This window comes from Streptomyces sp. NPDC088817, assembly GCF_044750345.1.
Taxonomy (GTDB): domain Bacteria; phylum Actinomycetota; class Actinomycetes; order Streptomycetales; family Streptomycetaceae; genus Streptomyces.
This window is the reverse complement of sequence record NZ_JBIVJN010000037.1, coordinates 1-22,210: the sequence shown is the minus strand read 5'-3', so window position 1 is coordinate 22,210 and position 22,210 is coordinate 1. Positions and strand designations below refer to the sequence as shown.

Annotated in this window: 20 protein-coding genes and 1 pseudogene; 10 read left to right on the top strand and 11 right to left on the bottom strand. The window is 71.3% G+C overall.

All coding sequences use genetic code 11. From position 1 onward, the window contains the following. From ACIP4X_RS35455 to ACIP4X_RS35445, 3 genes are all read left to right on the top strand, one after another. A partial coding sequence (locus ACIP4X_RS35455) for an amino acid adenylation domain-containing protein (protein ID WP_401352466.1) occupies positions 1–2,103 on the top strand: 2,103 nt, incomplete at its 5' end. A 163-nt stretch (positions 2,104–2,266) separates the two neighbouring features. Further along, complete coding sequence (locus ACIP4X_RS35450; RefSeq protein WP_358730413.1) at positions 2,267–3,538, top strand: cytochrome P450; 1,272 nt, start codon at positions 2,267–2,269, stop codon at positions 3,536–3,538. Then, positions 3,535–4,323: an alpha/beta fold hydrolase gene (locus ACIP4X_RS35445; protein WP_358730412.1), complete on the top strand. Its 789-nt coding sequence runs from the start codon at positions 3,535–3,537 to the stop codon at positions 4,321–4,323. Before ACIP4X_RS35450 ends, ACIP4X_RS35445 begins: the two co-directional genes overlap by 4 nt. 25 nt (positions 4,324–4,348) lie before the next feature. Here the strand turns inward: ACIP4X_RS35445 and ACIP4X_RS35440 are convergent, their stop codons facing one another. Continuing rightward, positions 4,349–4,882, bottom strand: coding sequence for a DUF3995 domain-containing protein (locus tag ACIP4X_RS35440; protein ID WP_401352462.1), 534 nt, complete (start codon positions 4,880–4,882; stop codon positions 4,349–4,351). 309 nt (positions 4,883–5,191) lie between these two features. Between ACIP4X_RS35440 and ACIP4X_RS35435 the strand changes: the two genes are divergently transcribed. From ACIP4X_RS35435 to ACIP4X_RS35410, 6 genes are all read left to right on the top strand, one after another. Continuing rightward, positions 5,192–6,166, top strand: a complete 975-nt coding sequence (locus ACIP4X_RS35435) for an ATP-binding cassette domain-containing protein (RefSeq protein ID WP_358730410.1) — start codon at positions 5,192–5,194, stop codon at positions 6,164–6,166. Continuing rightward, positions 6,163–6,951, top strand: a complete 789-nt coding sequence (locus ACIP4X_RS35430) for an ABC transporter permease (protein ID WP_358730409.1) — start codon at positions 6,163–6,165, stop codon at positions 6,949–6,951. Before ACIP4X_RS35435 ends, ACIP4X_RS35430 begins: the two co-directional genes overlap by 4 nt. 46 nt (positions 6,952–6,997) lie before the next feature. Continuing rightward, entirely contained in the window at positions 6,998–8,149 is a 1,152-nt protein-coding gene (locus ACIP4X_RS35425) for a class I SAM-dependent methyltransferase (protein WP_358730408.1), read from the top strand. A 15-nt stretch (positions 8,150–8,164) separates the two neighbouring features. Next, positions 8,165–8,959: an ABC transporter permease gene (locus ACIP4X_RS35420; protein ID WP_391460409.1), complete on the top strand. Its 795-nt coding sequence runs from the start codon at positions 8,165–8,167 to the stop codon at positions 8,957–8,959. Positions 8,960–9,134: 175 nt separating this feature from the next. Beyond that, on the top strand, positions 9,135–10,205 hold the full coding sequence (locus ACIP4X_RS35415) for a MupA/Atu3671 family FMN-dependent luciferase-like monooxygenase (RefSeq protein WP_358730406.1): 1,071 nt from the start codon (positions 9,135–9,137) through the stop codon (positions 10,203–10,205). Beyond that, positions 10,202–10,759, top strand: coding sequence for a flavin reductase family protein (locus ACIP4X_RS35410; RefSeq protein WP_401352457.1), 558 nt, complete (start codon positions 10,202–10,204; stop codon positions 10,757–10,759). Before ACIP4X_RS35415 ends, ACIP4X_RS35410 begins: the two co-directional genes overlap by 4 nt. A 127-nt stretch (positions 10,760–10,886) precedes the next feature. Here the strand turns inward: ACIP4X_RS35410 and ACIP4X_RS35405 are convergent, their stop codons facing one another. The 5 genes from ACIP4X_RS35405 to ACIP4X_RS35385 all read right to left on the bottom strand — a co-directional run bounded on the left by ACIP4X_RS35405 (position 10,887) and on the right by ACIP4X_RS35385 (position 16,851). After that, positions 10,887–12,206: a methylaspartate mutase gene (locus ACIP4X_RS35405; protein WP_358730404.1), complete on the bottom strand. Its 1,320-nt coding sequence runs from the start codon at positions 12,204–12,206 to the stop codon at positions 10,887–10,889. Continuing rightward, positions 12,203–12,703, bottom strand: a complete 501-nt coding sequence (locus tag ACIP4X_RS35400; protein ID WP_358730403.1) for a cobalamin-dependent protein — start codon at positions 12,701–12,703, stop codon at positions 12,203–12,205. Before ACIP4X_RS35400 ends, ACIP4X_RS35405 begins: the two co-directional genes overlap by 4 nt. 4 nt (positions 12,704–12,707) lie before the next feature. Continuing rightward, positions 12,708–13,001 carry a LysR family transcriptional regulator gene (locus ACIP4X_RS35395; RefSeq protein ID WP_100570017.1) on the bottom strand — a complete coding sequence of 98 codons (294 nt, stop codon included), beginning with the start codon at positions 12,999–13,001 and terminating at the stop codon, positions 12,708–12,710. A 298-nt stretch (positions 13,002–13,299) separates the two neighbouring features. After that, complete coding sequence (locus ACIP4X_RS35390) at positions 13,300–14,511, bottom strand: MBL fold metallo-hydrolase (protein WP_358730402.1); 1,212 nt, start codon at positions 14,509–14,511, stop codon at positions 13,300–13,302. Positions 14,512–14,778: 267 nt separating this feature from the next. Next, positions 14,779–16,851 (bottom strand): alpha-galactosidase, encoded by a 2,073-nt coding sequence (locus ACIP4X_RS35385; RefSeq protein ID WP_358730401.1) that lies wholly within the window; start codon positions 16,849–16,851, stop codon positions 14,779–14,781. 172 nt (positions 16,852–17,023) lie between these two features. Here ACIP4X_RS35385 and ACIP4X_RS35380 point away from each other — a divergent pair, with 172 nt between their 5' ends. Further along, positions 17,024–17,821 carry a tyrosine-protein phosphatase gene (locus ACIP4X_RS35380; protein ID WP_358730400.1) on the top strand — a complete coding sequence of 266 codons (798 nt, stop codon included), beginning with the start codon at positions 17,024–17,026 and terminating at the stop codon, positions 17,819–17,821. A gap of 31 nt (positions 17,822–17,852) precedes the next feature. Here the strand turns inward: ACIP4X_RS35380 and ACIP4X_RS35375 are convergent, their stop codons facing one another. The 5 genes and pseudogenes from ACIP4X_RS35375 to ACIP4X_RS35355 all read right to left on the bottom strand — a co-directional run. Then, positions 17,853–17,975: a DUF6126 family protein gene (locus tag ACIP4X_RS35375; RefSeq protein WP_358730399.1), complete on the bottom strand. Its 123-nt coding sequence runs from the start codon at positions 17,973–17,975 to the stop codon at positions 17,853–17,855. Next, positions 17,972–18,595 (bottom strand): XRE family transcriptional regulator, encoded by a 624-nt coding sequence (locus tag ACIP4X_RS35370; protein ID WP_358730398.1) that lies wholly within the window; start codon positions 18,593–18,595, stop codon positions 17,972–17,974. Before ACIP4X_RS35370 ends, ACIP4X_RS35375 begins: the two co-directional genes overlap by 4 nt. 85 nt (positions 18,596–18,680) lie before the next feature. Beyond that, a complete protein-coding gene (locus ACIP4X_RS35365; RefSeq protein ID WP_358730397.1) occupies positions 18,681–20,063 on the bottom strand; it encodes an aspartate aminotransferase family protein in 1,383 nt (460 codons plus the stop codon). Further along, positions 20,060–21,997 (bottom strand): 1-deoxy-D-xylulose-5-phosphate synthase, encoded by a 1,938-nt coding sequence (dxs, locus tag ACIP4X_RS35360; RefSeq protein ID WP_358730396.1) that lies wholly within the window; start codon positions 21,995–21,997, stop codon positions 20,060–20,062. Before dxs ends, ACIP4X_RS35365 begins: the two co-directional genes overlap by 4 nt. A 30-nt stretch (positions 21,998–22,027) precedes the next feature. Then, positions 22,028–22,210, bottom strand: a pseudogene (locus ACIP4X_RS35355) (4-hydroxy-3-methylbut-2-en-1-yl diphosphate synthase); the annotation flags it as partial.

The following is a 22,210-nucleotide window of genomic DNA, read 5'->3' as shown; positions in this document are numbered from 1 at the left end:
TACGTCATCTACACCTCCGGCTCCACCGGACGCCCCAAGGGCGTCCTCGTCTCCCACCGAGGCCTCGCCGCCTTCGCCACCACCTGCGTCGAACGTTTCACCGTCGACACCGACTCACGCGTACTCCTGTTCTCCTCACCCAGCTTCGACGCCTCGGTGCTGGAGCTGTGCACAGCCATCACCGCCGGCGCCGCCATGGTCGTCCCACCCCCCGGACCCCTCGTCGGCGAGAACCTGGCCGACGTCCTGCGCGACCACCACGTCACCCACGCCCTCATCCCCCCGGCCGCACTCGCCAGCATCCCCACCGAGACAGCCACCCAACTCCCCCACTTCCAGAGCCTCATCGTCGGCGGAGACACCTGCCCACCCGAACTCGTCACCCGCTGGGCACCCGGCCGCCGCATGACCAACGCCTACGGACCCACCGAAGCCACCGTCGCCGCCACCATCAGCGCACCGCTCACTCCGGACGGCCCGGTCCCCATCGGCACTCCCGTCCTTCACACCCGCGCCTACGTCCTCGACGCCCGGCTCCGCCCCGTCCCGGTCGGTGTGGCCGGCGAGCTCTACGTCACCGGCGACGGACTCGCACGCGGCTACCTCAACCGCCCCGCCCTCACCGCCGAACGCTTCCTCGCCAACCCCTACGGCCCGCCCGGAACACGCGTCTACCGCACCGGCGACATCGCCCGCTGGACTCCCGACGGCACCCTGGAGTTCGCCGGACGCGCCGACGAACAGGTCAAGATCCGCGGCTTCCGCATCGAACTCGGCGAGATCGAGACCGTACTCGGCCGGCACGAGACCGTGGGTCAGGCGGTCGTCGTCGTCCGCGAGAACGAGGAGGGCGCGAAGAGCCTGGTCGCCTATGTGATTCCGGCGGACGGGGCGACGGTCGAGGTGCCCCGGCTGCGTGACGCCCTGGCCGCGACGCTGCCGGACCACATGACGCCCGCCGCGTTCGTCGTGCTCGACGCGCTGCCGCTCACCGCCCACGGCAAGCTCGACCGCAAAGCGCTGCCCGCGCCCGACTTCAGCCCCACGGACTGGACGGGGCCGCGCACTCCGCGGGAGGAGATCCTGTGCGGGCTGTTCGCCGAGGTGCTCGGGCTGGAGACGGTCGGCGTGCACGACAGCTTCTTCGACGTCGGCGGCGACAGCATCATGTCGATGCGGCTGGTCACCAAGGTCCGTGCCACGTTCGGCGTACGGCTGAGCATCCGCACCATCTTCGAGGCGCCCACCGTCGCGGAGCTGGCGGAGCGGCTCGCGGGCGACACCGAGGGGGACACCCTGGACGTGCTGCTGCCGCTGCGCACCACGGGCGACAGGGCACCCCTGTTCTGTGTGCACCCGGCGGGTGGCCTGAGCTGGGTCTACTCCGGGCTGATGAAGCACATCGGTGCGGACCGCCCGCTGTACGGTCTCCAGGCCAGGGGCCTCGCCGATCCCTCGGCGACCCTGCCGGGCAGCATCGAGGAGATGGCGGCGGACTACGTGGCGCAGATACGCGGCGTCCAGCCGAACGGCCCCTACCACCTGCTCGGCTGGTCGCTGGGCAGTCTGGTCGTCCACTCCATGGCCACCCAGCTCCGGGCCGCGGGCGAGGAGGTCGGGCTGCTCGCCAACCTCGACCAGTACCCGGTCGACCGCTCCGAGCCGGAGCCGGAGCGCCTGCCCGACCAGCAGGACGCGCTCCGGATCATGCTGGACTTCGTCGGCCACGACATGGACAGCCTCGGCGACGAACCGCTGGAGTACGCGATGGTGGCCGAGGTGCTGAGGGAGCGGCAGAGCGTGTTCGCCAACCTCGACGAGTCCGCGATCGCCGCGCTGGCCCAGGTGTTCGCGAACAGCCGCACCCTCATCGGCGGTTTCGAGCCGCGGCCGCTCGACAGCGACGTCCTGGTCCTCGTCGCCGAGCCCGACGAGACGGTGCCGGCCGCGGAACTCGCGGCGCGCGCCGAACGCTGGCGGCCGTTCGTGACGGGAAAAATTGAATACAGGGTAGTGCGCTGTACTCACGCTCATATGATGCAGGCTGAACCGGCCGCGGAAATCGGCCGCGTACTCGCCGAGAAGCTCGGGGAAAGCAAGTAGCCGGATCCCGTGGCCCGCGTCGACCGACCGGATCAGGCCCGGGGAAAAGGGTTTTCCCTTTTCCCCGGGCCTGAACCGGATGTCCCCCAGGTCGAACCCACCGCCGCAATTCCCTTTCCCGTCCTTTCCCGACCTTTCGCAGCCCACGACGAATGGTGGAAACATGACTGCGCAGACGATGTCGACACCGGACGACATCTCCACGGTCGATCTGACCGATCCCAGAACGTTCGAGGAGAACGACCTCCGTGAATACTGGCGCCGGCTGCGCACCACGCGGCCGCTCCACTGGCACCCGCCCACCGGCGACGCGCCGGGATTCTGGGTGATCAGCCGGTACGCGGACGTCATGGCGCTGTACAAGGACAACAAGCGGCTCACCTCGGAGCGGGGCAACGTGCTGGTCACGCTGCTCGCCGGGGGCGACTCCGCCGCGGGCAGGATGCTCGCCGTCACCGACGGCGCCCCGCACCGCAACCTGCGCAACGTGCTGCTCAAGGCCTTCTCCCCGCAAGCCCTCAAGCCCGTCTCCGACCGGGTCCGCGAGAACACCACCCGCCTGGTCGTGGAGGCCGTCCGGCGCGGTGAGTGCGACTTCGCCACCGAGGTGGCCGAGCACATCCCGATGAACACCATCTCCGACCTGCTCGGAGTGCCCACCGCCGACCGCGAGTTCCTGCTGAACCTCAACAAGTCCGCGCTCAGCTCCAACGAGGAGGGCCAGTCGGAGACCGACGCCTGGCTCGCCCGCAACGAGATCCTGCTGTACTTCAACGAGCTGGTCGCCGAGCGCCGGGCGAAGCCGACCGAGGACGTGATCAGCGTCCTCGCCAACAGCACCGTGAACGGCGAGCCGTTGAGCGAGGAGGTCATCGTCCTCAACTGCTACAGCCTGATCCTCGGCGGCGACGAGACCAGCCGGCTGTCGATGATCGACGCCGTGCGGACCCTCACGCGGCACCCGGACCAGTGGCGGGCGCTCCGCGACGGTGAGGTGACACTCGAGTCGGCCACCGAGGAGGTGCTGCGCTGGGCGACCCCGGCGATGCACTTCGGCCGCCGCGCGGTCACCGACGTCGAGCTGCACGGCGAGGTGATCGCCGCGGGCGACATCGTCACGCTGTGGAACAGCTCGGCCAACCGGGACGAGGAGGTCTTCGCCGACCCGTACGTCTTCGATCTGAACCGGTCGCCGAACAAGCACATCACCTTCGGCTACGGCCCGCACTTCTGCCTCGGCGCCTATCTGGGCCGGGTCGAGGTGAACGCGATGCTCGACGCCCTGCGCACCTACAGCACCGGCTTCGAGGTCACCGGGGAGCCGCGGCGGATCCACTCCAACTTCCTGACCGGGCTGTCCGGTCTGCCGGTGCGTTTCGAGCCGGACGAGGCGGCGCTGGCCGCCTACGGCAGCGGGAACGGAGCACGCGGGTGAACCCGTCCGCCGGAATGGGCCCGTCGAAGTGGCTGCGCTGCTACCGCAGGGTGGCCCGGCCCCGTCTGCGGCTGGTGTGCTTCCCGCACGCGGGCGGCGCGGCCAGCATGTTCCGTGACTGGCCGCGGTGGCTGCCCGACGACGTCGAGGTGACCGGGGTGTGCTACCCGGGCCGTCAGGACCGGCTGCTGGAGCCGTGCATCGACGAGATGGGCGCGCTGACCACGCCGATCGCCGATGTGCTCCAGGCCTGTGCGGGAGAGCGGCTCGTGCTGTTCGGGCACAGCATGGGCGCCTCCGTCGCCTACGAGGTGGCGCTGCGCCTGAAGCAGCGCACCGGCTCGGCGCCGGGACGGCTTTTCGTCTCCGGTCAGTTGCCGCCGCACCGGGTGGTGCCCAAGAGCGTGCACCTGCGCGGTGACGACGCGATCGTGGAGGAGGTGCGCCGGCTCGGCGACCCGGACGCCGGCACGGTGCTGGACGATCCGGACCTGCGGGAGCTGGTACTGCCCGCGATCCGGGCGGACTTCCGGCTGATCGGCACGTATCTTCCGCGCCCGGTCACGCCGCTGGCCGTCCCGGTGACCGCGTACGTGGGGAGCGAGGACGAGCAGGTGCCGGTCGAGGGCCTGCGGGAGTGGGCGGCGGTGAGCGCCACCGGCCGCTTCGACCACCGGGTCTATCCCGGTGGCCACTTCTATCTGATGGACGACCCCGAAGCCCTCGTCCGCGACCTGGCCGGCCGGCTGGCCGGCCACCTCGCGGCCGCCCGCGCCGCCGGCTGAACCGGCGGGCGTGGGAGGGTGGTGGTCAGGAGACCGCGAAGCGCGCGCCGGCCAGCGAGAGCAGGGCGCCGAACACGTCGATCACCGCGATGCCCACGACCAGTGACGTCCACCATCTGCGGCGGGCGCCCCGGGTGCGGATGAACTGCGAGGCGGCCAGGGCCAGTACCACGCCCTGGACCAGGAAGCACGGCTCGAACACCAGGAGGTCCTGCACGGCCGAGAGATGGTTCGCCTCGGCCGCCTCCGCCGCGCCGACTCCGGGCACGACCGGGAAGTCGACGGCGCCGTGGTGTCCGCTCAGGTACAGGGCCTTGGTGAAGAAGCCGTAGAGGGCGTGGGAGACGCACACCACCGCCGCGATCCACATGGGCGCCAGCAGCACCCAGGCGCGCACCCGGCTCGCCGTGCGGCGGTTCAGCGCGAGGACGAAGAGCGCGCCGACCAGCATGATCGCGCTCACCACCCAGTTGACCGCCTGCACCGCGGACTTGTCGTGCCGCGCCAGGAGCGGCAGTCCCCAGGTGCCGCCCACGGCCCAGTACACGTGGAGAAGCATGAAGAGGAACGTGAAGACGAAAGCCAGGTGGCCCCAGACCGGCCGGGGCGGCAGTTCGGCGCACGGCTCCCGGCCGGACGAATTCCCGTCATTTTCGCCTGGAATTAATGTTTCGTGCACCATCCAAATCCTCACGTAGAAGCCCGAGCACACCGCGGGCACGGTATCACCGGGCGCCAAGGCGCGAACCCCGCGCATATCGGAGTTTTCAATGAGGGGGCCGGTTCCGGCCACGCCGCTGCTAGCGTCGGCGGCGCCGATGCGGCAGCCGTCGCGGTCGGCGAACCCGTAGCGTATGGGGGTGAATGCGTGGACATTGCAATTCGGGCCGAGGGACTGAGCAAACGTTACGGTGGAAAGCAGGTCAAGGACGCGCTGAACGGTGTCGACCTGTCGGTCCCCGCCGGCACGGTTTTCGGGCTGCTCGGGCCCAACGGCGCCGGGAAGACCACGACCGTGCGCATCCTGGCCACCCTGCTCTCCGCGGACGGCGGCGAGGCGACCGTGGCCGGATTCGACGTGCGCCGGCAGGGCAAGGAGGTCCGCCGCCGTATCGGCCTGACCGGACAGTACGCGGCGGTCGACGAGCGGTTGACCGGCCGGGAGAACCTCCGGTTGATCGGCACCCTCTACCACCTCGGCCGCGGCGCCACCCGGGCCAGGGCGGACGAGCTGCTGGAACGGCTCGACCTGACCGACGCGGCCGACCGGCCGGTGAAGACCTACTCCGGCGGCATGCGGCGCAGGCTCGACCTGGCCGCCAGCCTGATCGCCGAGCCGCCGGTGCTGTTCCTGGACGAGCCGACCACCGGCCTCGACCTGTCCAGCCGGCTGACCCTGTGGGAGGTGATCCGTACCCAGGTGAGCCGTGGTGTCACCGTCCTGCTGACCACCCAGTACCTCGAAGAGGCCGACCAGCTCGCCGATCGCGTCGCCGTGCTGAAGGACGGCAGTGTCGTCGCCGAGGGCACCCCCGACGAGTTGAAGGACCGGGTGGGGGACGACCGGCTGCGGGTCACCGCCGCCTCCGCGGACGACGTCGTCGCCCTCACCAAGGTGCTGAGCCGGTTCGGCGTCGACGAACCGCTCGTGGACGAGGAGAAGAGGTCGGTCTCCGTGGCGATGACCGAAGGCGTCGGCGGTATCGCGAAGGTGGCCGCCGAACTGGCCCAGGCCGGCATCCCGGTGGCCGACTTCCGGCTCAGCCGCCCCTCGATGGACGAGGTCTTCCTGTCCCTGACCGGCCCCGCGACGCGGCCGGTGGCCGAAGGAGCGGCGACATGAGCGAGTTCCTGAGCGACTGCCTCGCCCTGACGGGCCGTCACCTGCGGCATCTGTCCCGGGTGCCGGAACGGCTGCTCAGCGTGACGCTGATGCCGGTGATGTACGTGATCGTCTTCGGGTTCCTGTTCGGCAGCGCCATGCAGGTCGAGGGCGGCAACTACCGCGAGTACATCATGGCCGGCATCTTCGCCCAGGTCATGCTGGCCAACCTGCAGACCACCGCGGTCGGCGTTGTCGACGACCTGCGCAACGGCCTGGTCGACCGGTTCCGCTCGCTTCCCATGTCCCGCTACGCCGTACTGATCGGGCGTACTGTCTCCGACCTGCTGCTGTCCACCGTCGCCATCGTCGTGATGGCCGCGGTCGGCTCCCTGATCGGCTGGCGGGTGCACACCGGCGCCCCGCGCATGCTGGCCGCCTTCGGCATCCTGCTGCTGCTCGGCCTGGGCGCGGCCTGGCTCGGCGCGCTGCTCGGACTGTCCCTGCGCAACGTCGAGGCGGTCAGCGCGGTGATGTCCATGGTCATGATGCCGCTGACGTTCCTGTCCAGCGCGTTCATCCCCCTGAGCGGACTGCCCGAGTGGCTGCGCGCCATCGCGGTGTGGAACCCGCTGTCGGCGGTGGTCGGTGCCCTGCGCAAGCTGTTCGGCAACCCCACCTCCGTCGGGGACACCTCCTTCCCCTCGGTGCACCCGATCCCCGTCGCCGTGGTCCTCATCGTGGTGATGATCGCGCTGGCCATGCCGCTCGCCGCCCGCAGGTACCGGACCGCGGCGGCCCGCTGAACCGCTCGCCCGACAAGGCGCCGCCTACCCCCAAAGGAGCACTGCGATGACGCCTGGTGTCACCACGCCCGCCGACTTCGAGGCGGGCGACGGACCCGCGCCGGAACTCAACGTCCGTCCGCTCGTGGACACCACGCTGCTTCCCGACTGGCGGGGCTCCGGCAGGGTCGTGCACTCCGCGCACCGGGTCTACGAGCACCTGATCTCGCTGTGGGCGCCCGGCGTCATCGAGGCCGCGCACGACCTCGGTGTGTTCGCCGAGTTGAGCGCCGGACCGAGGACCAGTGACCAGCTCGCGCGGGCCTGCGCCGCCAACCGGCGGGCGATGCGGGTGCTGATGGACGGACTGTACGCCTACGACATCGTCGACCGCATACCCGCCGAGGACGGCCCCGCGGTCTACCGGATGCCGGAGGAGATGCGCGAATGCCTGCTGCCTGACGGGCTGTTCAGCCTGGTCGGCAAGATCGAGTACGACCGCCAGCTGGCCTGGCACTCCTGGCGCAATCTCGCGGACGCGGTGCGCGGCGACAACCGCGACGAGACGGGCGGGCTGCAGCTCAACCAGATCACCGAGCACAACTACGAGTCCCTGGTGCGCGGCATCAACTTCTGGGCGCCGCCGATCGTCGAGGCGCTGCGCGGCGGCTTCGAGACGCTGGAGTGGCCCACCGACCGGCCCGCCTCCGTCCTGGACATCGGCTGCGGTACCGGCCTGTACAGCCAGTTGCTGCTGCGGGCGTTCCCGCGGTGGCGGGCCACCGGTCTCGAGGCGCCGAGCATCGCCCCGATCGCCACGGCGCAGGCCGAACGGCTCGGCGTCGCCGACCGGTTCGGCGTCCAGGTGCGCGACTTCTGGACCGAGAGCTGGGGCACCGGCCACGACCTGCTCGTCTTCGTCAACATCTTCCATCTCCAGACCCCCGAGTCGGCGCGGGAGTTGCTGCGCAAGTCCAAGGAGGCCCTGTCCCGGGACGGCCTGATCTGCATCGCCGACCACCTGGTCACCGACGAGAAGGACGCCAAGTCGGTCCAGGATCGGTTCGCGATGCTGTTCGCCGCGTCCATGCTGGCCACCGGCGGCGGTGACGCCTTCCTGCTGGACGACTACGACCAGTGGCTCGCCTCGACCGGACTGCGGCGGGTCGCGGTGCTGGACACCCCGATGCACCGGATCCTGCTCGCCGGGCACGCCTGACCGGCCCGCGGCGACATGGCGGAGTTCCTCGGCGACACACGGGCCATCGCGGGCCGGCACCTGCGGCATCTGCTGCGCCTGCCGGAGAAGCTGGTCGGCTTCACCGTGATGCCGGTCGCGATGGTGGTGGGCCTGGGGATCCTGTTCGGCGGCAGCATGCGGGTGCCCGGCGGCGGGCCGTACGGCGCGTACGTGGCGGCGGGCGTGGTCACCTCGCTCGCCGTCTCGACGGTCGCGCTCTCCGCGCTGGGCGTCCTCGACGACCTCCAGAACGGCGTGTTCGACCGGCTCCGCTCGCTTCCCGTCGACCGCGCGGCCATCCTGTCCGGGCGGATCGTGGTGGACTCGCTGCCCGTGGTGGTGGCGATGGCCGGTGTGGTGCCCGCCGCGTGGATCGCCGGCTGGGCCGACGGAGTCCGCCCGACGGCGGCGCTGGCCGCGGTGGGCCTGGAGCTGCTGCTCGGCATGGGGTGTGCGTGCCTGGGGATCTTCCTCGGGCTCACCTTCCGCAACGCCGAGGCGGTCACCTCGGTCGTACCGGTGTGCCTGCTGCCGGCGACGTTCCTGTCCAACGCGTTCGTGCCGCCGGACGGACTGCCCGGCTGGCTGCGCCAGGTGGTCGGCTGGAACCCGGTGACCGCGGTGAACAGCACGGTGCGCGAGCTGCTGGGCACGGGAGGACCGCCCGCCGGGGCCGCCTTCCCGGACCGTCACGCCGCGCCGCTCGCCGTCGTCTTCTGCCTGCTGGTGATCGCCGTGACCGCTCCCGCGGCGGCGCGCGCCTACGGCCGTGCCGGGCCGATGCGGTGAGCCGGCCGGCGACCGCCCTCGGCGCCACTTCCCAAACCCGGCCCCAGAGTTTTCGAACTGACCCGGAGCGGGTGTTTTCCCCCTGACTAGGCTGCGCGTACCAGGCGGACAGAATCGGACTCCGTTCCCTTTTCCGCTCGGCCACCCACCGAACGCGCTGATGGCTGGAGGCGCCATGGATTTCGGCCTTTTCTACTTCGCGAACGACAAGGAGGACGTCGGCGACCGGTACCGGCTGCTGATCGAGGGAGCCAAGTTCGCCGACACTCACGATTTCTCCTCCGTGTGGACGCCCGAGCGTCACTTCCACGCGTTCGGCGGCCTCTATCCGAATCCGGCGGTGACGGGCGCGGCGGTGGCCGCGGTGACCGAGAAAGTCGCGGTGCGGGCCGGCAGTGTGGTGGCCCCGCTGCACCATCCGGTGCGTATCGCGGAGGAATGGTCGGTCGTAGACAACCTGTCCAAAGGAAGGGTCGGTATCGCATTCGCCTCCGGTTGGCACGCCGCCGACTTCCTCCTGCGCCCGGAGGGATATCCGACCCGCAGATCCGGTCTGATCGACTCGGTGCGGGCGATCCGGAGCCTCTGGCGGCAGGAGCCCGCGACGTTCGTCGACGGCGCGGGCGAGAGCGTCGACGTGACGGTGTTCCCGCCGCCGGTGCAGCGGGAGTTGCCGGTCTGGCTGACCAGCGCGGGCAACCCGCAGACCTTCCGCGAGGCGGGCGAGATGGGCGCCGGGGTGCTGACCCATCTGCTGGGCCAGGGCGTCGACGTGCTGGAGAAGCGGATCGGCGAGTACCGGCAGGCCTTCCGCGACCACCACGACGAGACCGAGGGCGACGGGCATGTCGCGCTCATGCTGCACACGTTCGTCGGCCCGGACCGGGAGAAGGTCAGGGAGACCGTCCGAGAGCCGTTCAGCAAGTACCTGGCCAGCTCCTTCGACCTGGTCATCCATGCCGCCAAGGCCGCGGGCGCCGACGCGGTCGCGCTGGACCTGAACAAGATGAGCCCGGCCGACATCGACTTCCTGGTCGGTCAGGCCTTCGACCGCTACTTCGAGACCAGCGGCATGTTCGGCACCGTCGAGGACGCGCTGCGGATGTGCGAGCGGCTGTACGAGGTCGGTGTGGACGAGGTCGCCTGCCTGATCGACTTCGGTGTGGAGACGGACGAGGTGCTGGCCGGACTGACCCACCTGGACCTGCTCAGGCAGGCGTGGCGGGAACGCGAGCAGGCTCGGTGACCGCGCGCGCCGGGGCTCCGGGCGGGGCGGCGAAGGAGCTGGACACGGAGCCGGGTCCGGTCGGCGCCGGGGCGTATCGCGCGTTCATGAGTTCCTTCCCGACCGGTGTGTCCGTCGTGACCACGGTCGACGCGGACGGACGGCCGCGCGGGATGACGTGCTCCTCCCTCTCCAGTGTCAGCCTGGATCCGCCGGTCCTGTCCGTCTGCCTGACGGTGACCAGCCGGACGCTCAGCGCCCTGCGCTCCCACGGCTTCTTCGGTGTGAACCTGCTCGGGGCCGGCGCGAGCGGGATCGCCCGCCTGTTCGCCGACTCCTCCCTGAGCCACTTCGAGCACGTGCCGTGGCACCCGGCCGGCGAAGCGGCCCTCCCCCGGCTCGCCGACGACGCCGTCGCCTTCGCCGCCTGCCGGGTCTCCGACACCAAGGCGGTCGGCGACCATGTCGTCGTCTTCGGCGAAGTGCTCGGCACCGACTGCACCGGCGACGCCCCGCTGCTCTACGGCCACCGCCGGTTCACCGCCTGGCCGGACCCGGCCCCGGACCGGGTCTGACCGGACGCGGCCCACCGCGGGCCGCCCGACCCGGCCCACCTTCATCAGGGCGGACCACGCCAACTCTCTTACGGGGCCGCCTTCACGACGGGACTCGGTGGCGGTCGGTGCGGCCGGTCCGCCGCCGTCACGCCGGGTCGGCGGACGGCACCTCTGCCGGGGCGTGGTCGTACAGCGCCTCCCGGTCGTACTTGCTCCGCAGGTAGGAGAGGTCCGCCAGCAGGCCCGCCGCGGTCACTGCACGGCCCCGCCCGGTCCGTACCAGACGGGTCAGCGGCAGCGCCCCCGTCTGCGCCCAGCACAGCCTGCCCTCCTCGTCCAGGCGGCTGCGGGTCCGGCCCCGGTTGTCCGGGTGCACGCAGTACGGGATGTCGAGAGAGCCGCGTTCGAACGCCAGCAGCAGCGCGCGGGCGAGGTCGGAGTGCAGGTTCAGCACCCCTTCGACCAGCGCCCGCGCTTCCGCGTACGTCTGGGTGTCCGTGTCCGGGGCGGGCACCGGCCGGGCCGCCTCGGCCGCCCGCGCCGCGTACTCCAGGGCGGCCACGTTCTCCGCGACGGTGGGAATCCGCCGCGACTCGGCGACGGTCTTGACGATGAGCCGCTCGGAGCCGGTCCGCACGGCCAGTTCGGCGGCCTCGCCGAGCAGCCGGTACGCGCCCGCCTCGGTGGCCGGGTACGCCCCCATGTAGGCGTAGACGACCACGTGCCAGTCCACGTCGGACAGCAGCTCGGCGCACAGCCGGCGCAGCGCGAACACCGCCTCGGTGTCCTGGCCGGCGTGGGTCTGCTGGGCGTAGCTCACCGAGATGCTGCGGCAGCCGTACGCGCGGAAGAACAGCGCCTCCAGCACGCTGAGCGCCACCAGCTGGCTGGGCGGGCACAGTTGGCCCATCATGCAGCCGCCGAAGGTCTCCAGGTGCGGCTCGGCACCGTGGTCGCGCAGCCGGGAGAACAGTTCCGTGCACTGCCGCCAGGCCGCGATCGACTCGGCCAGCGGAGTGCGTCCGTAGGGCAGGCAGTACGAGACGGGCCCGCCCTCGGTGGCGTCCAGGCCCAGCGCGATCAGCTTGCGGAAGATGTGCTGGGGCAGGGCGGATCCGTGCCGCACCTGCACGGGGAAGCCGGCGTCCCGGACACCGGCCAGCATCGCCCGGGTCGTGGCGTCGGGGTGGCTGACGATGGGGTAGCCGTTGAGCGGCCGGTCCTCGCGCCGGGCGTGCTCGACCGCGGCCAGGTCACCGACCCTGGTGTAGCTGTCCAGGGTCAGCGTGCCGACGGTGTGCCCGCGCGCCGCCTTGGTGGCGGCCAGTCCGGCCCGCATCCGACCCGGATCGCCGAAACCCATGCGCGGCTGGACGACGAGCGCGCCGGCCCGTGCCCGCGCGCGGACGAACGCGCCGAATCCCGGCTCCGCGTGGGCGGGCCGGCCGGGTACGAGGGCGGTCACCGGGATCTCCCCGCGGTCAGCGCCGGGCGTGCGGCAGACGGGAGCGAGGCGACGAACGCCGTGAAGTCGGCCGCGTCCGAGGCCTGGTCGGGGAAGACGGCGTCGAAGCCGGCGGCCATCAGGGCCCGCGCGTGGCGGCCGATGTCCTCGTCGGACACCGTGAGCTTGCCGCCGATCACCATCGGCGTGGCGGCCAGTTCCGGGCAGGCGCGCAGCCGGGTGACCGCGCGCAGACCGTCGGTGGAGCCGTGCCCGTTGACACTGCCGATGACGAGCAGCACCGGATCGATCCGGCGGCATTCGGCGACCAGCACGTCGTCCGGCACGCAGGGCCCGAGGTTGATGACGTGGTAGCCGAGTTCCTCGATGACGAGCTGGAGGTAGACCAGGTTCCACGTGTGCGCGTCGCTGGCGAGGCCCGACACCACCACGGTGCCCCGGTCCCGGTGGGCGGGGGGCGTGCTCACGCCGACGATGTGGTTCTCCCGCTGTGCCACGGAGTCAGGGCACCAGGCTCGTGACGGCCACGGGCGCTCTGCTGAATTCCGTGCATTCTCTCTTGATGTTCTCGATCAGCATCAGAGTCGCGCGCGCCGAGGACAGGATCATCTGCCCTTCACGGGTCAGAGTCGTGCCACCTGAATTACGGGTGAACAGCTTGATACCCAGAGATCTCTCAAGGCATATGATTTGGTAACTTATTGCCGGTTGCGAGTATCCGAGCTTCTTGGCTGCGAGGTCCATTCGACCTATTTCGGCAATCGCGACAAAAGCGCGCAACTCGCGTTCGTGCATTATCGCCTCACAATTAAACAGATTATCAAGTGCCGAAACTTTAACATGCGATTCCTTCGCACGGCACGGCGCTTGCAGGAAGCTGCCACGTCAGGTGTAGAACCGGATCTGTGGAGCTTTGCCTGGTGGGTGAGGTTTAGGTATTTCCAGCCGGCTGCGCGGCATGTGCTTGTGGCACATGGTAGGCAATGCCGCGCAGCCGAAGTCGCCGAATGTCCGCATCGAGCCGGAGGAAAAGGACGAACTCGGTCGGGAAATTCTCAGAGATTTCCGGCGAAGAGGTCACCCGGGACGGGCGTCAGCGCTCCCCGGCGAGGTCAAGATGACCCGGGGAGGCCGGGGCGGCCTCGGCGGCCGGGACGGCCTGCGGCCGCTCGGCGGAGCGGCGCCACGGGTGGGAGAGGGGCGCGGACACCGGTCGCCACCACGGCTCCGCGGGGACCTTGCCCGCGGGCTCGAAGGGCTCCCCCGGCCGTGGGAACGCCACCGCCTGTCCCGCCTCCTCGGCGGCGTCCTTGGTCCACTCGCCGGGCTCGGCCCAGGCGTGCGGGGCGAGGGTGAAGGTGCCCCAGTGGATCGGCAGCAGCACGCCGGACGGCGCGTTCCCCTGGAGGTCGAGGTGGGCCCGGACGCCCTCCTCGGGCGTCATGTGGATGTCCGGCCAGAACTCGGAGTACGCGCCGAGCTGGATCATCGTCGCGTCGAACGGGCCGTGGTCGGCGCCGATCTGCCGGAAGCCCTCGAAGTAGCCGGTGTCGCCGCTGTGGTAGATCCGGTGCTCCTCGCCCGCGACGACCCAGGAGGCCCACAAGGTGTGCTGGGTGTTGCGCAGGGCCCGCCCGCAGAAGTGGCGGGCGGGGGTCGCGGTCAGGGTGAGCCCGCCGACCCTGGTGGCCTCGTGCCAGTCCAGTTCGCGCAGCCGGTCCGCGGACACACCCCAGTGCTCCAGGTGGGCCCCGACGCCGAGCGGCACCGCGAACAGGGTGTCCGTGCCGGCCAGCGCCTTGATGGTGGGCAGGTCCAGGTGGTCGTAGTGGTCGTGGGAGATGACGACGACGTCGACCGGGCCGAGCGCGGCCAGCGGCAGCGGCACCGGGTGCAGCCGCCGGGGCCCGACGTAGGGGAACGGCGAGCAGCGCTCGCCCCACACCGGGTCGAAGAGCACTCGCTGCCCGTCGATCTCCGCGAGGACGCTGGAGTGTCCCATCCAGGTCAGCCGCAGGCCCGTGGCCGGAGGCTTCGCGAGGTCGGCGAGGGTGGTGGCGTGCACGGGCACGGTGCCGCGCGGGGCGCGACGCCGGCGCTCGTCCTTGTCCAGGTAGCGCCGCGCGAAGGCCGGCGTCGAGCCGGAGGGCCGGGTCCGGGCGGGGCCGCCGGGGTTCTGGAAGACGCCGTCCTTGAAATGGGGTGATCTGCGGATGCGCGCCATGCGCTCTCCGCTCGGGTCCGCGCCGAAGGCCTCGGGCCGCAGTGCACGGAGCCCCGGGTTCGAAGGACGGAATCCTGCCACGCTACCTCCAGGTGGAGTCGGTCAGGCTTTCCATTATGTCGGGCCGCTCCGACGACCCGGATGTCACACCCACGTGCTCCGGTCAGCCGTGACGGTACGGACCCCGCGAGCTGAACCGGGCCAGTCCGACGGGCTCGGACCACGGAGGCGATCCGGGTTCTGACGTCCTCCGGGCACAGGGCGCCCTCGGCCGAACGCCCCGTCGGGGCCGGGGTCGCCGACACCCGCGGTGAAGCCGTCGAGGTGCCGGCGGGAATACGTGAGGCCTCACACACGCCGCAGTCTGACGACCGCCGCGTCGAAGTCGCCCCGCAGCCCCGTGCGCAGCCCGTGGTGCAGCAGCACGGCGCCGCGGTGCACTTCCCCGGTGTCGCCGCACATGTACGACGCCGCCGGGTCCAGTCCGCGCAGCCGCAGCGCGGGCACCGGTTCGCCGTGGTGCTGCGCCTGGAGCAGGGCGAGGACGACGGTGTCGTCGCCGAGGACGTACTGCACCGCGCTCAGCCCGCCCCGCGGGGCCCGCAGCCGGTACAGGTCGCCGCGCTGGACCACCGGCCGGATCTCCTTGTACAGGGCGATCCAGTCGGCGGCCTCGGCCAGTTCCTCCTCCGTCCACCGGGTGAGGCCGCCGCCCACCCCGAGCACTCCCGCCATGGCGCTCACGAAGCGGAAACGCAGCGTGCTGGCCCGCCCGTTGAGCGGGGTGTTCGGGCTGTCGGTGACCCAGGCGGCCATGACCCGCGCGGGATGGATCTGGCTGAAGCCGTGCTGGATGGAGAGCCGGTCCAGCGGATCGGTGTTGTCGGAGGTCCACACCTGGTCCGTACGGGACAGGACACCGAGGTCGATCCGGCCGCCGCCGCCCGAGCAGGACTCGAAGGCGACGCCGGGGTGCGCGGCCCGCAGTCGGTCCAGCAGGGCGTACAACGCGCGCACATGGTCGGTCCACAGGCGCTGCGGGTACGGCTCCCCGGGCCAGCCGGCGTCGGTGAAGGAGCGGTTGAAGTCCCACTTCACATAGTCGATCGGGGCGCTGGAGAGCAGGGTGTCCAGCCGCTCCCACAGATGCTCCCGCACGTCATCGCGCGCGAGGTTGAGGACGAGCTGGTTGCGGAACTCCGTGCGCGTGCGCCCGGGTTGGTGCTGCACCCAGTCGGGGTGCGCGCGGTACAGGTCGCTGTCGGGGTTGACCATCTCCGGCTCGACCCAGATGCCGAACCGCATGCCGAGGCCGTGCACCCGATCGGCGAGCGGCTTCAGGCCGCCGGGGAACCGGTCGGGGTTGGGCCACCAGTCGCCGAGTCCGGCGCGGTCGCCGGTGCGGGCGCCGAACCAGCCGTCGTCGACGACGAACAGTTCCACGCCGATCTCCGCGGCCCGCCGCGCGAGCGCCGTCTGCTGCTCCTCGGAGATGTCGAACCCGGTGGCCTCCCAGGAGTTGTAGAGCACCGGCCGGTCGCGGTCCGCGTCGGGTAGCACGTACCGCCGCTGGTAGGCGTGCCAGGCGCGGCTCGCGCCGCCGTGTCCGCCGTCGCTCCACAGCCCGGCGAAGACAGGGCTGGTGTACGTCTCCCCGGCGCGAAGCATCAGCAGCCCGGAGTCGTCGTGCCCGGCGCCTCCGGTGATCTGCACGCGCGCGTCGGGGAGTTGGGCGACCGCGATCCGCCAGGAGCCCGACCACCCCAGGGCGCAGCCGTAGACCTCGCCGTGCTCCTCGGTGGCGTCGGTGTCCAGGGCGACCCAGGGCAGGTGCTGGTGGCCGGTGTGACCGCGGCGGCTGCCGATGACCTGCTCGCCGTAGGTGAGTCCGGTGCGCACCAGGCGGGACTCGGCGGCCCAGCGGCCGTGCAGGTGGGACAGCCGCCGCCCTTCACGCTCGGGCAGGGTCCAGGTCGCGGAGTCGGCGCGCAGCACCTCCACGGGCCCGGGTCCCCGGTTGGCGAGGGTGACCCAGCGTTCGACGACGTCCCCGCGCATGCGGTAGTGCAGGGTGATGTCCAGCCCCGAGTCCTGGAACCGCAGGCGCAGTTCGTCGTCCTCGGCGTGGTACGACCCGAAGGTCCACTCGGTGCCGCGCCGTTCGGCGGTGCGCACGGACAGCGCGGGCCGTACGAAGCGGGGGCCGCCCTCGACCGGGTACTCCTCGTGTCCGTCGAGCGGGGACTCGAAGGGCCGGGCGTCCGGCAGCGGCCGGGCGGCGAGAGCCTCGGCGTCTGCGAGGGCGATGCCCGGGCCCCAGTGCAGATGGAGCAGTTCGCCACGCTCGGTCAGATGGACGGCGTAGCCGCTCGTGGGCCCGGTCAGCAGCCAGGTACGTCCGTCGTCGGCGGTCTCCAGCATGTTCCGTCCCCCACAGGTCCGAACCGGTCCGCGCACGCACCGCCATCATCGGGGGGCCCGGGCGCCGGTGCAACGCCTGTGGACAACCCGTTGCCCCGGGCAGCCATGTCGTATGGTCGAAGCCGCGCCCGCCGACGCACCGTGACGGCGGGGCCGAAAGGGAGGAGTCCCCGTGACGCAGCAGGTCCCCTCGACCGAGCCAGAGCTGGCCGCAGTGCGCAACTTCCGTGATGTGGGCGGGCTGCCGACGGTGGACGGCAGGCGGGTGCGGCACGGGATGCTGTTCCGCAGCGGCCACCTCGCGCACGCGACCGACGAGGACGCGTCCTACCTCGGCTCCCTGGGCCTGCACACGATCTTCGACTTCCGCAACGCGGCCGACGTCAGGCTGGAGGGCCCGGACGTCGAACTGCCGGGCGTGCGCCATGTGAACCTGCCGCTGAGCGACCCGGCGGACGGCGCCGAGTTCTGGAAGATGGTCCGCGACGGCGACCTCGACGAGCTGCGCTCCGTCCTGGACGACGGCAAGGGCGCGGACCGGATGATCTCGTCCTACCGCGTGCTCGTCAAGGAGCGGACCGGCGAGCACTCGCAGGTGCTGCACGCGCTCGCCGAGGACTGCGTCCCGGTCCTGATGCACTGCGCGGCGGGCAAGGACCGCGCGGGCCTGTCGATCGCCGTGACCCTCCTCGCCCTCGGCGTGGAGCGGGACGCGATCGTCGCCGACTACCTGGAGTCGAACGCCAAGCACCGCCGCTACAAGGTGCATCGCAGCGGCACCTCGGCCGCGGCCTACTCCCCCGAGGTCATGGACCTGCTCAGCCCGCTGTTCGAGGCACGGGCCGAATATCTGGCGGCGGCCCTGGAGACCATCGAGGAGACCTGGGGCGGCGTCGACGCCTACCTGGAGCGGGGGCTGCGGCTGGCTCCGGCCACCCGGGAGCGGCTGCGCGAGCGGCTGCTGGACTGACGGGCCGGTACCCGGGCCGTCGCCCGGGCCCTCACTTGGAGCCGCCGACCGAGAACAGGAACCAGACGAACCCGGCGAAGAAGTGGCCGACGACGGTGTAGATGACGAGCCGGACCCACAGGGCGCGCGGGAACTTCTCTTCCATGTTGCTCATGGCATGTCTCCGGTGTGGGGGCCCAGGCACAGCGCGGCCGTGGGACTCTGCAACAGGGTGTGGACGAAGAGGAGCTCGACCCCGTCCGGGTTCTCGGCCGCGATGCGGTGCGGGGTCAGCGAGTCGAAGTGCGCGCTGCTGCCCGGCACGAGCAGGTGCGTGGCGTCGCCGAGGCGGAGCCTGAGGCGTCCGGTGAGGACGTACAGCCACTCCTCGCCGGGGTGCACGCGCACGATGTCGCCCTGGGAGCCGTGCGGGACGCGGACCCGCAGGGCCTGCATCCCGCGGCCGGGTGCGCCGGCCTGCCAGTACGTCCAGCCGCCGGCCCGCGTCGGCTCCATGTCGCCGGCGCGCACCACCGCGTCCCGCTCGGCGACGTTCTCGCCGAGCAGTTCGGAGACTGTCGTACCGTAGACACGGGCGAGCGAGAGCAGCATCGGCAGTGAGGGCTGGCGCTGCCCGGTCTCCAGTCGGGAGAGATGGGCGGGCGACAGCCCGGCGGCCTTGGCCGCGGCCTCCAGGGTCAGTGCGGCACGGCGGCGCAGCGCGCGCAGTTGCGGCGCGACGGCGGGCAGGTCCTCGACCGGCCCCGCCGAGGGCTGGGACTCTGGAGAGCTCATATCTCCATTTCACCGCCGCTTTGCCCCTAAGGCAAATTTCTTGCCTCAGAGGCAAAGCGGCTGGCGAGGTCCCTGCCCGGCCGGCTCACCGGTTGGCGACGGCCTGCTTGACCAGCGTCTTTCCGAAGTCCCACATCAGCCCGCCGCCGTGCGCGTCGTCCATCACGGCGGTGAAGGCGTCCACGAACCGGTCGACCTCGGCCTCCCCGACGACCAGCGGCGGGATCAGCTTGATCACCTCCAGGTGGTCGCCGGAGACCTGGGTCAGGATCCGGTGCCGCTGCAGCAGCGGGACGACCACCATCTGCGCGAACAGTCCCTTGCGTGCTGCCTGGAGCATGGTCCAGCGCCCGCGGAGCTTCAGCGACCTCGGCCGCCCGAACTCGATGCCGATCATCAGACCGCGGCCGCGCACGTCGGCGAGCAGCTCGTACCGGTCGGTGAGCGCGGCCAGCCGGGACTTCAGCAGCTCGCCCGTGGCCCGCGCGTTGGCCACGATCTGCTCGTTCTCCATCACGGACAGCACGGCGAGGCCCGCCGCCATGGCCTGGGCGTTGGACCCGAAGCTCGCCGAGTGGACGAGCACCCGGTCGATCGAGGAGTAGACCTTCTTGAAGATCCAGTCCCTGCCGAGGGTGGCGCTCACCGGCACATAGCCGCCGGACAGGGCCTTGGCCACGCACACCAGGTCCGGCTCTACCCCGTCCTCGTGCTGGTAGGCCCAGAAGTCCCCGGTGCGGCCCAGGCCCGTCTGCACCTCGTCGGCGATGAGCAGCGCCTTGTGCCGGTGCAGCAGCTCCTGCGCGGCACGCAGCCAGCCGGGCGGGGTCTCGTGCACGCCCTTGCCCTGGATCGGCTCGACGATCAGGGCGGCCACGTCGCCCTTCCTCAGCTCCCGCGCCAGCGCGTCGAGGTCGCCGAGCGGGACGGCGGTGTCGGGCAGCAGCGGGGCGAAGCCGTCCCGGAAGCCCTCCTCGCCGTTGACGGAGAGCGCGCCGGCGGTCAGGCCGTGGAAGGAGTGCTCGCAGTACAGGATCCGCGGTCGGCCGGTGGCACGGCGGGCGAACTTCAGCGCGGTCTCCACCGCCTCCGTGCCGCTGTTGCCGAAGAACACCCGGTCCAGGTGGGGGCTGTGCGCGAGCAGCCGCTCGGCCAGCAGCCCGGGCAGCGGCTGGCAGTCGAAGCGGGTGAGGTCGGCGAGCTGGGCGTCCAGCACGTCGTGCAGCGCCTTGCGGACGACGGGGTGGTGGCGGCCCAGGCCCATCACCCCGAACCCGGAAAGCATGTCCAGGTAGTCGTTGCCCTCCGCGTCCCAGAAGTGCGCGCCCTCGGCCCGCTCGTAGACCTTGTCGAAGCCGATGGTGTGCAGCATCCGCGGCAGTTGGTGGTTGAGGTGCCTGGCGTGCAGCTCGTAGCGTTCGGCGCCACGCTCGGCCAGCAGGGCGCCGAGGTCGAACTCCGTGGTCATTCGGTTGTCTCCTTGACTGCCGTGACGGCCCCGGCGCCGTGCTGCGCCGGGATCGTCCCGGCCTGCTCCCGCACGGCCAGGCTCGCGCCGATCCGTCCGGCGACCTCGACCGGGGTGAGCCCGATGTCGGCCAGCACCTCTCCGCGTTTGGCGTGCGCGAGGAACTGCTCGGGGATGCCGAACCTGCGGACCGGTACGTCGACCTCGGCGTCGCCGAGCGCCAGGGCGACCGCGGCGCCCACGCCGGACGCGCGGCTGTTGTCCTCGACCACGGCCACCAGCCGGTGCCCGGCGGCCAGGTCCGGCAGCGCCGGATCGACGGGTTTGACCCAGCGCGGGTCGACGACGGTGCAGCCGATGCCCCGCGCCTGGAGCAGTTCGGCGGCCTGGAGGCACACGGGCGCCATCACGCCCACGGCGACCAGCAGTACGTCAGGGGTCTCCGCCCGGCGCAGTACGTCCATGCCGCCGACGTGACCGACGGCCCCGATCCGCGGGCCGGCCGACTCCTTGGGGAACCGGATCAGGGTCGGCGCGTCGTCGACGGCGACGGCCTCGCGCAGCTGGGCGCGCAACTGGTCGGCGTCGCGGGGCGCGGCGATCCTGAGACCGGGCACGACCTGGAGGACGGACATGTCCCACATGCCGTTGTGGGAGGGCCCGTCGACGCCGGTCACTCCGGCCCGGTCCAGGACGAAGGTGACCCCGCAGCGGTGCAGGGCGACGTCCATCAGGAGCTGGTCGAAGGCGCGGTTGAGGAAGGTGGCGTAGACGGCGACGACCGGGTGCAGACCGCCGGTGGCGAGTCCCGCGGCCGAGACGACCGCGTGCTGCTCGGCGATGCCCACGTCCCACACCCGGTCCGGGAACCGCTCGGCGAACCCGCCGAGGCCCACCGGGTGCAGCATGGCCGCGGTGATCGCCACGATGTCGTCCCGCTCCTCGCCGATCCGCACGATCTCGTCGCCGAACACGGAGGTCCAGGACGGCCCGCCGGCGGGGGCGAGCGGCTCGCAGGTGAGCGGGTCCATCACGCCCACGGTGTGGAAGTGGTCCTCCTCGTGGGCCAGCGCGGGTTCGTAGCCGCGGCCCTTCTCGGTGAGGCAGTGCACCAGGACGGGACCGTGGAAGCGCTTGGCGCGGCGCAGCGCCGACTCGACGGCCTTGATGTCGTGTCCGTCGATCGGGCCGAGGTACTTCAGCCCGAGGTCCTCGAACATGCCCTGCGGCGCGAACGCGTCCTTGAAGCCCTTCTTCGCGCCGTGCAGCGACTCGTAGAGCGTGTTGCCGACGAGCGGGGTGCGCTGAAGCACGTCCTTGCCCCAGGCCAGGACCTTCTCGTAGCCGTCGGTGGTGCGCAGGGTGGCCAGGTGGTTGGCGAGGCCGCCGATGGTCGGCGCGTAGGACCTCTCGTTGTCGTTGACGACGATGATCAGCGGCCGGTCCCGGGCGGCCGCGATGTTGTTCAGCGCCTCCCAGGCCATGCCGCCGGTCAGCGCGCCGTCGCCGATGACGGCGACGACGTGTCCCTTCTCCCCCTGCACCTCGCGGGCCTTGGCGAGTCCGTCGGCCCAGCCGAGTGCCGTGGAGGCGTGGCTGTTCTCGATGACGTCGTGCTCGGACTCCTCGCGTGCGGGGTAGCCGGACAGCCCTCCCTTGCCGCGCAGCTTGGAGAAGTCCTGACGCCCTGTCAGGAGCTTGTGCACATAACTCTGGTGACCTGTGTCCCACAGGATCCGGTCGACCGGCGACTCGAAGACCCGGTGGAGGGCGACGGTGAGTTCCACCACCCCCAGGTTGGGCCCGAGGTGACCGCCGGTCCTGGAGACCGCATGCACCAGGAACTCACGTATCTCGTCGGACAGTTCACCCAGTTCCGCCTCGGACAGCGCCTTCAGGTCGCGTGGTCCCCGGATGCTCTCCAGAATGGTCACGCTGTGCCCCCTCTCGGTCCGTGCCGTACCTCAACCCACTGTCACTGTCGGTGTCCCCGTGACGGTGCCACCGCCGGACGCGGCGTCGTCCTGCCCCATCCCCTCCGCGATCTTCAGCGCCTCCTCGATCAGGGTCTCCACGATCTTCGACTCCGGAACGGTCTTGATGACCTGCCCCTTCACGAAGATCTGCCCCTTGCCGTTGCCGGAGGC

Coding starts and splice junctions, on each gene's coding strand:
- ACIP4X_RS35450 (WP_358730413.1), top strand. CDS start 2,267: ATGACTGCGCAGACGATGTCGACACCGGACGACATCTCCACGGTCGAT.
- ACIP4X_RS35440 (WP_401352462.1), bottom strand. CDS start 4,882: ATGCTTCTCCACGTGTACTGGGCCGTGGGCGGCACCTGGGGACTGCCG.
- ACIP4X_RS35430 (WP_358730409.1), top strand. CDS start 6,163: ATGAGCGAGTTCCTGAGCGACTGCCTCGCCCTGACGGGCCGTCACCTG.
- ACIP4X_RS35425 (WP_358730408.1), top strand. CDS start 6,998: ATGACGCCTGGTGTCACCACGCCCGCCGACTTCGAGGCGGGCGACGGA.
- ACIP4X_RS35420 (WP_391460409.1), top strand. CDS start 8,165: ATGGCGGAGTTCCTCGGCGACACACGGGCCATCGCGGGCCGGCACCTG.
- ACIP4X_RS35415 (WP_358730406.1), top strand. CDS start 9,135: ATGGATTTCGGCCTTTTCTACTTCGCGAACGACAAGGAGGACGTCGGC.
- ACIP4X_RS35395 (WP_100570017.1), bottom strand. CDS start 13,001: ATGCACGAACGCGAGTTGCGCGCTTTTGTCGCGATTGCCGAAATAGGT.
- ACIP4X_RS35385 (WP_358730401.1), bottom strand. CDS start 16,851: ATGCTGGAGACCGCCGACGACGGACGTACCTGGCTGCTGACCGGGCCC.
- ACIP4X_RS35375 (WP_358730399.1), bottom strand. CDS start 17,975: ATGAGCAACATGGAAGAGAAGTTCCCGCGCGCCCTGTGGGTCCGGCTC.
- ACIP4X_RS35370 (WP_358730398.1), bottom strand. CDS start 18,595: ATGAGCTCTCCAGAGTCCCAGCCCTCGGCGGGGCCGGTCGAGGACCTG.
- ACIP4X_RS35365 (WP_358730397.1), bottom strand. CDS start 20,063: ATGACCACGGAGTTCGACCTCGGCGCCCTGCTGGCCGAGCGTGGCGCC.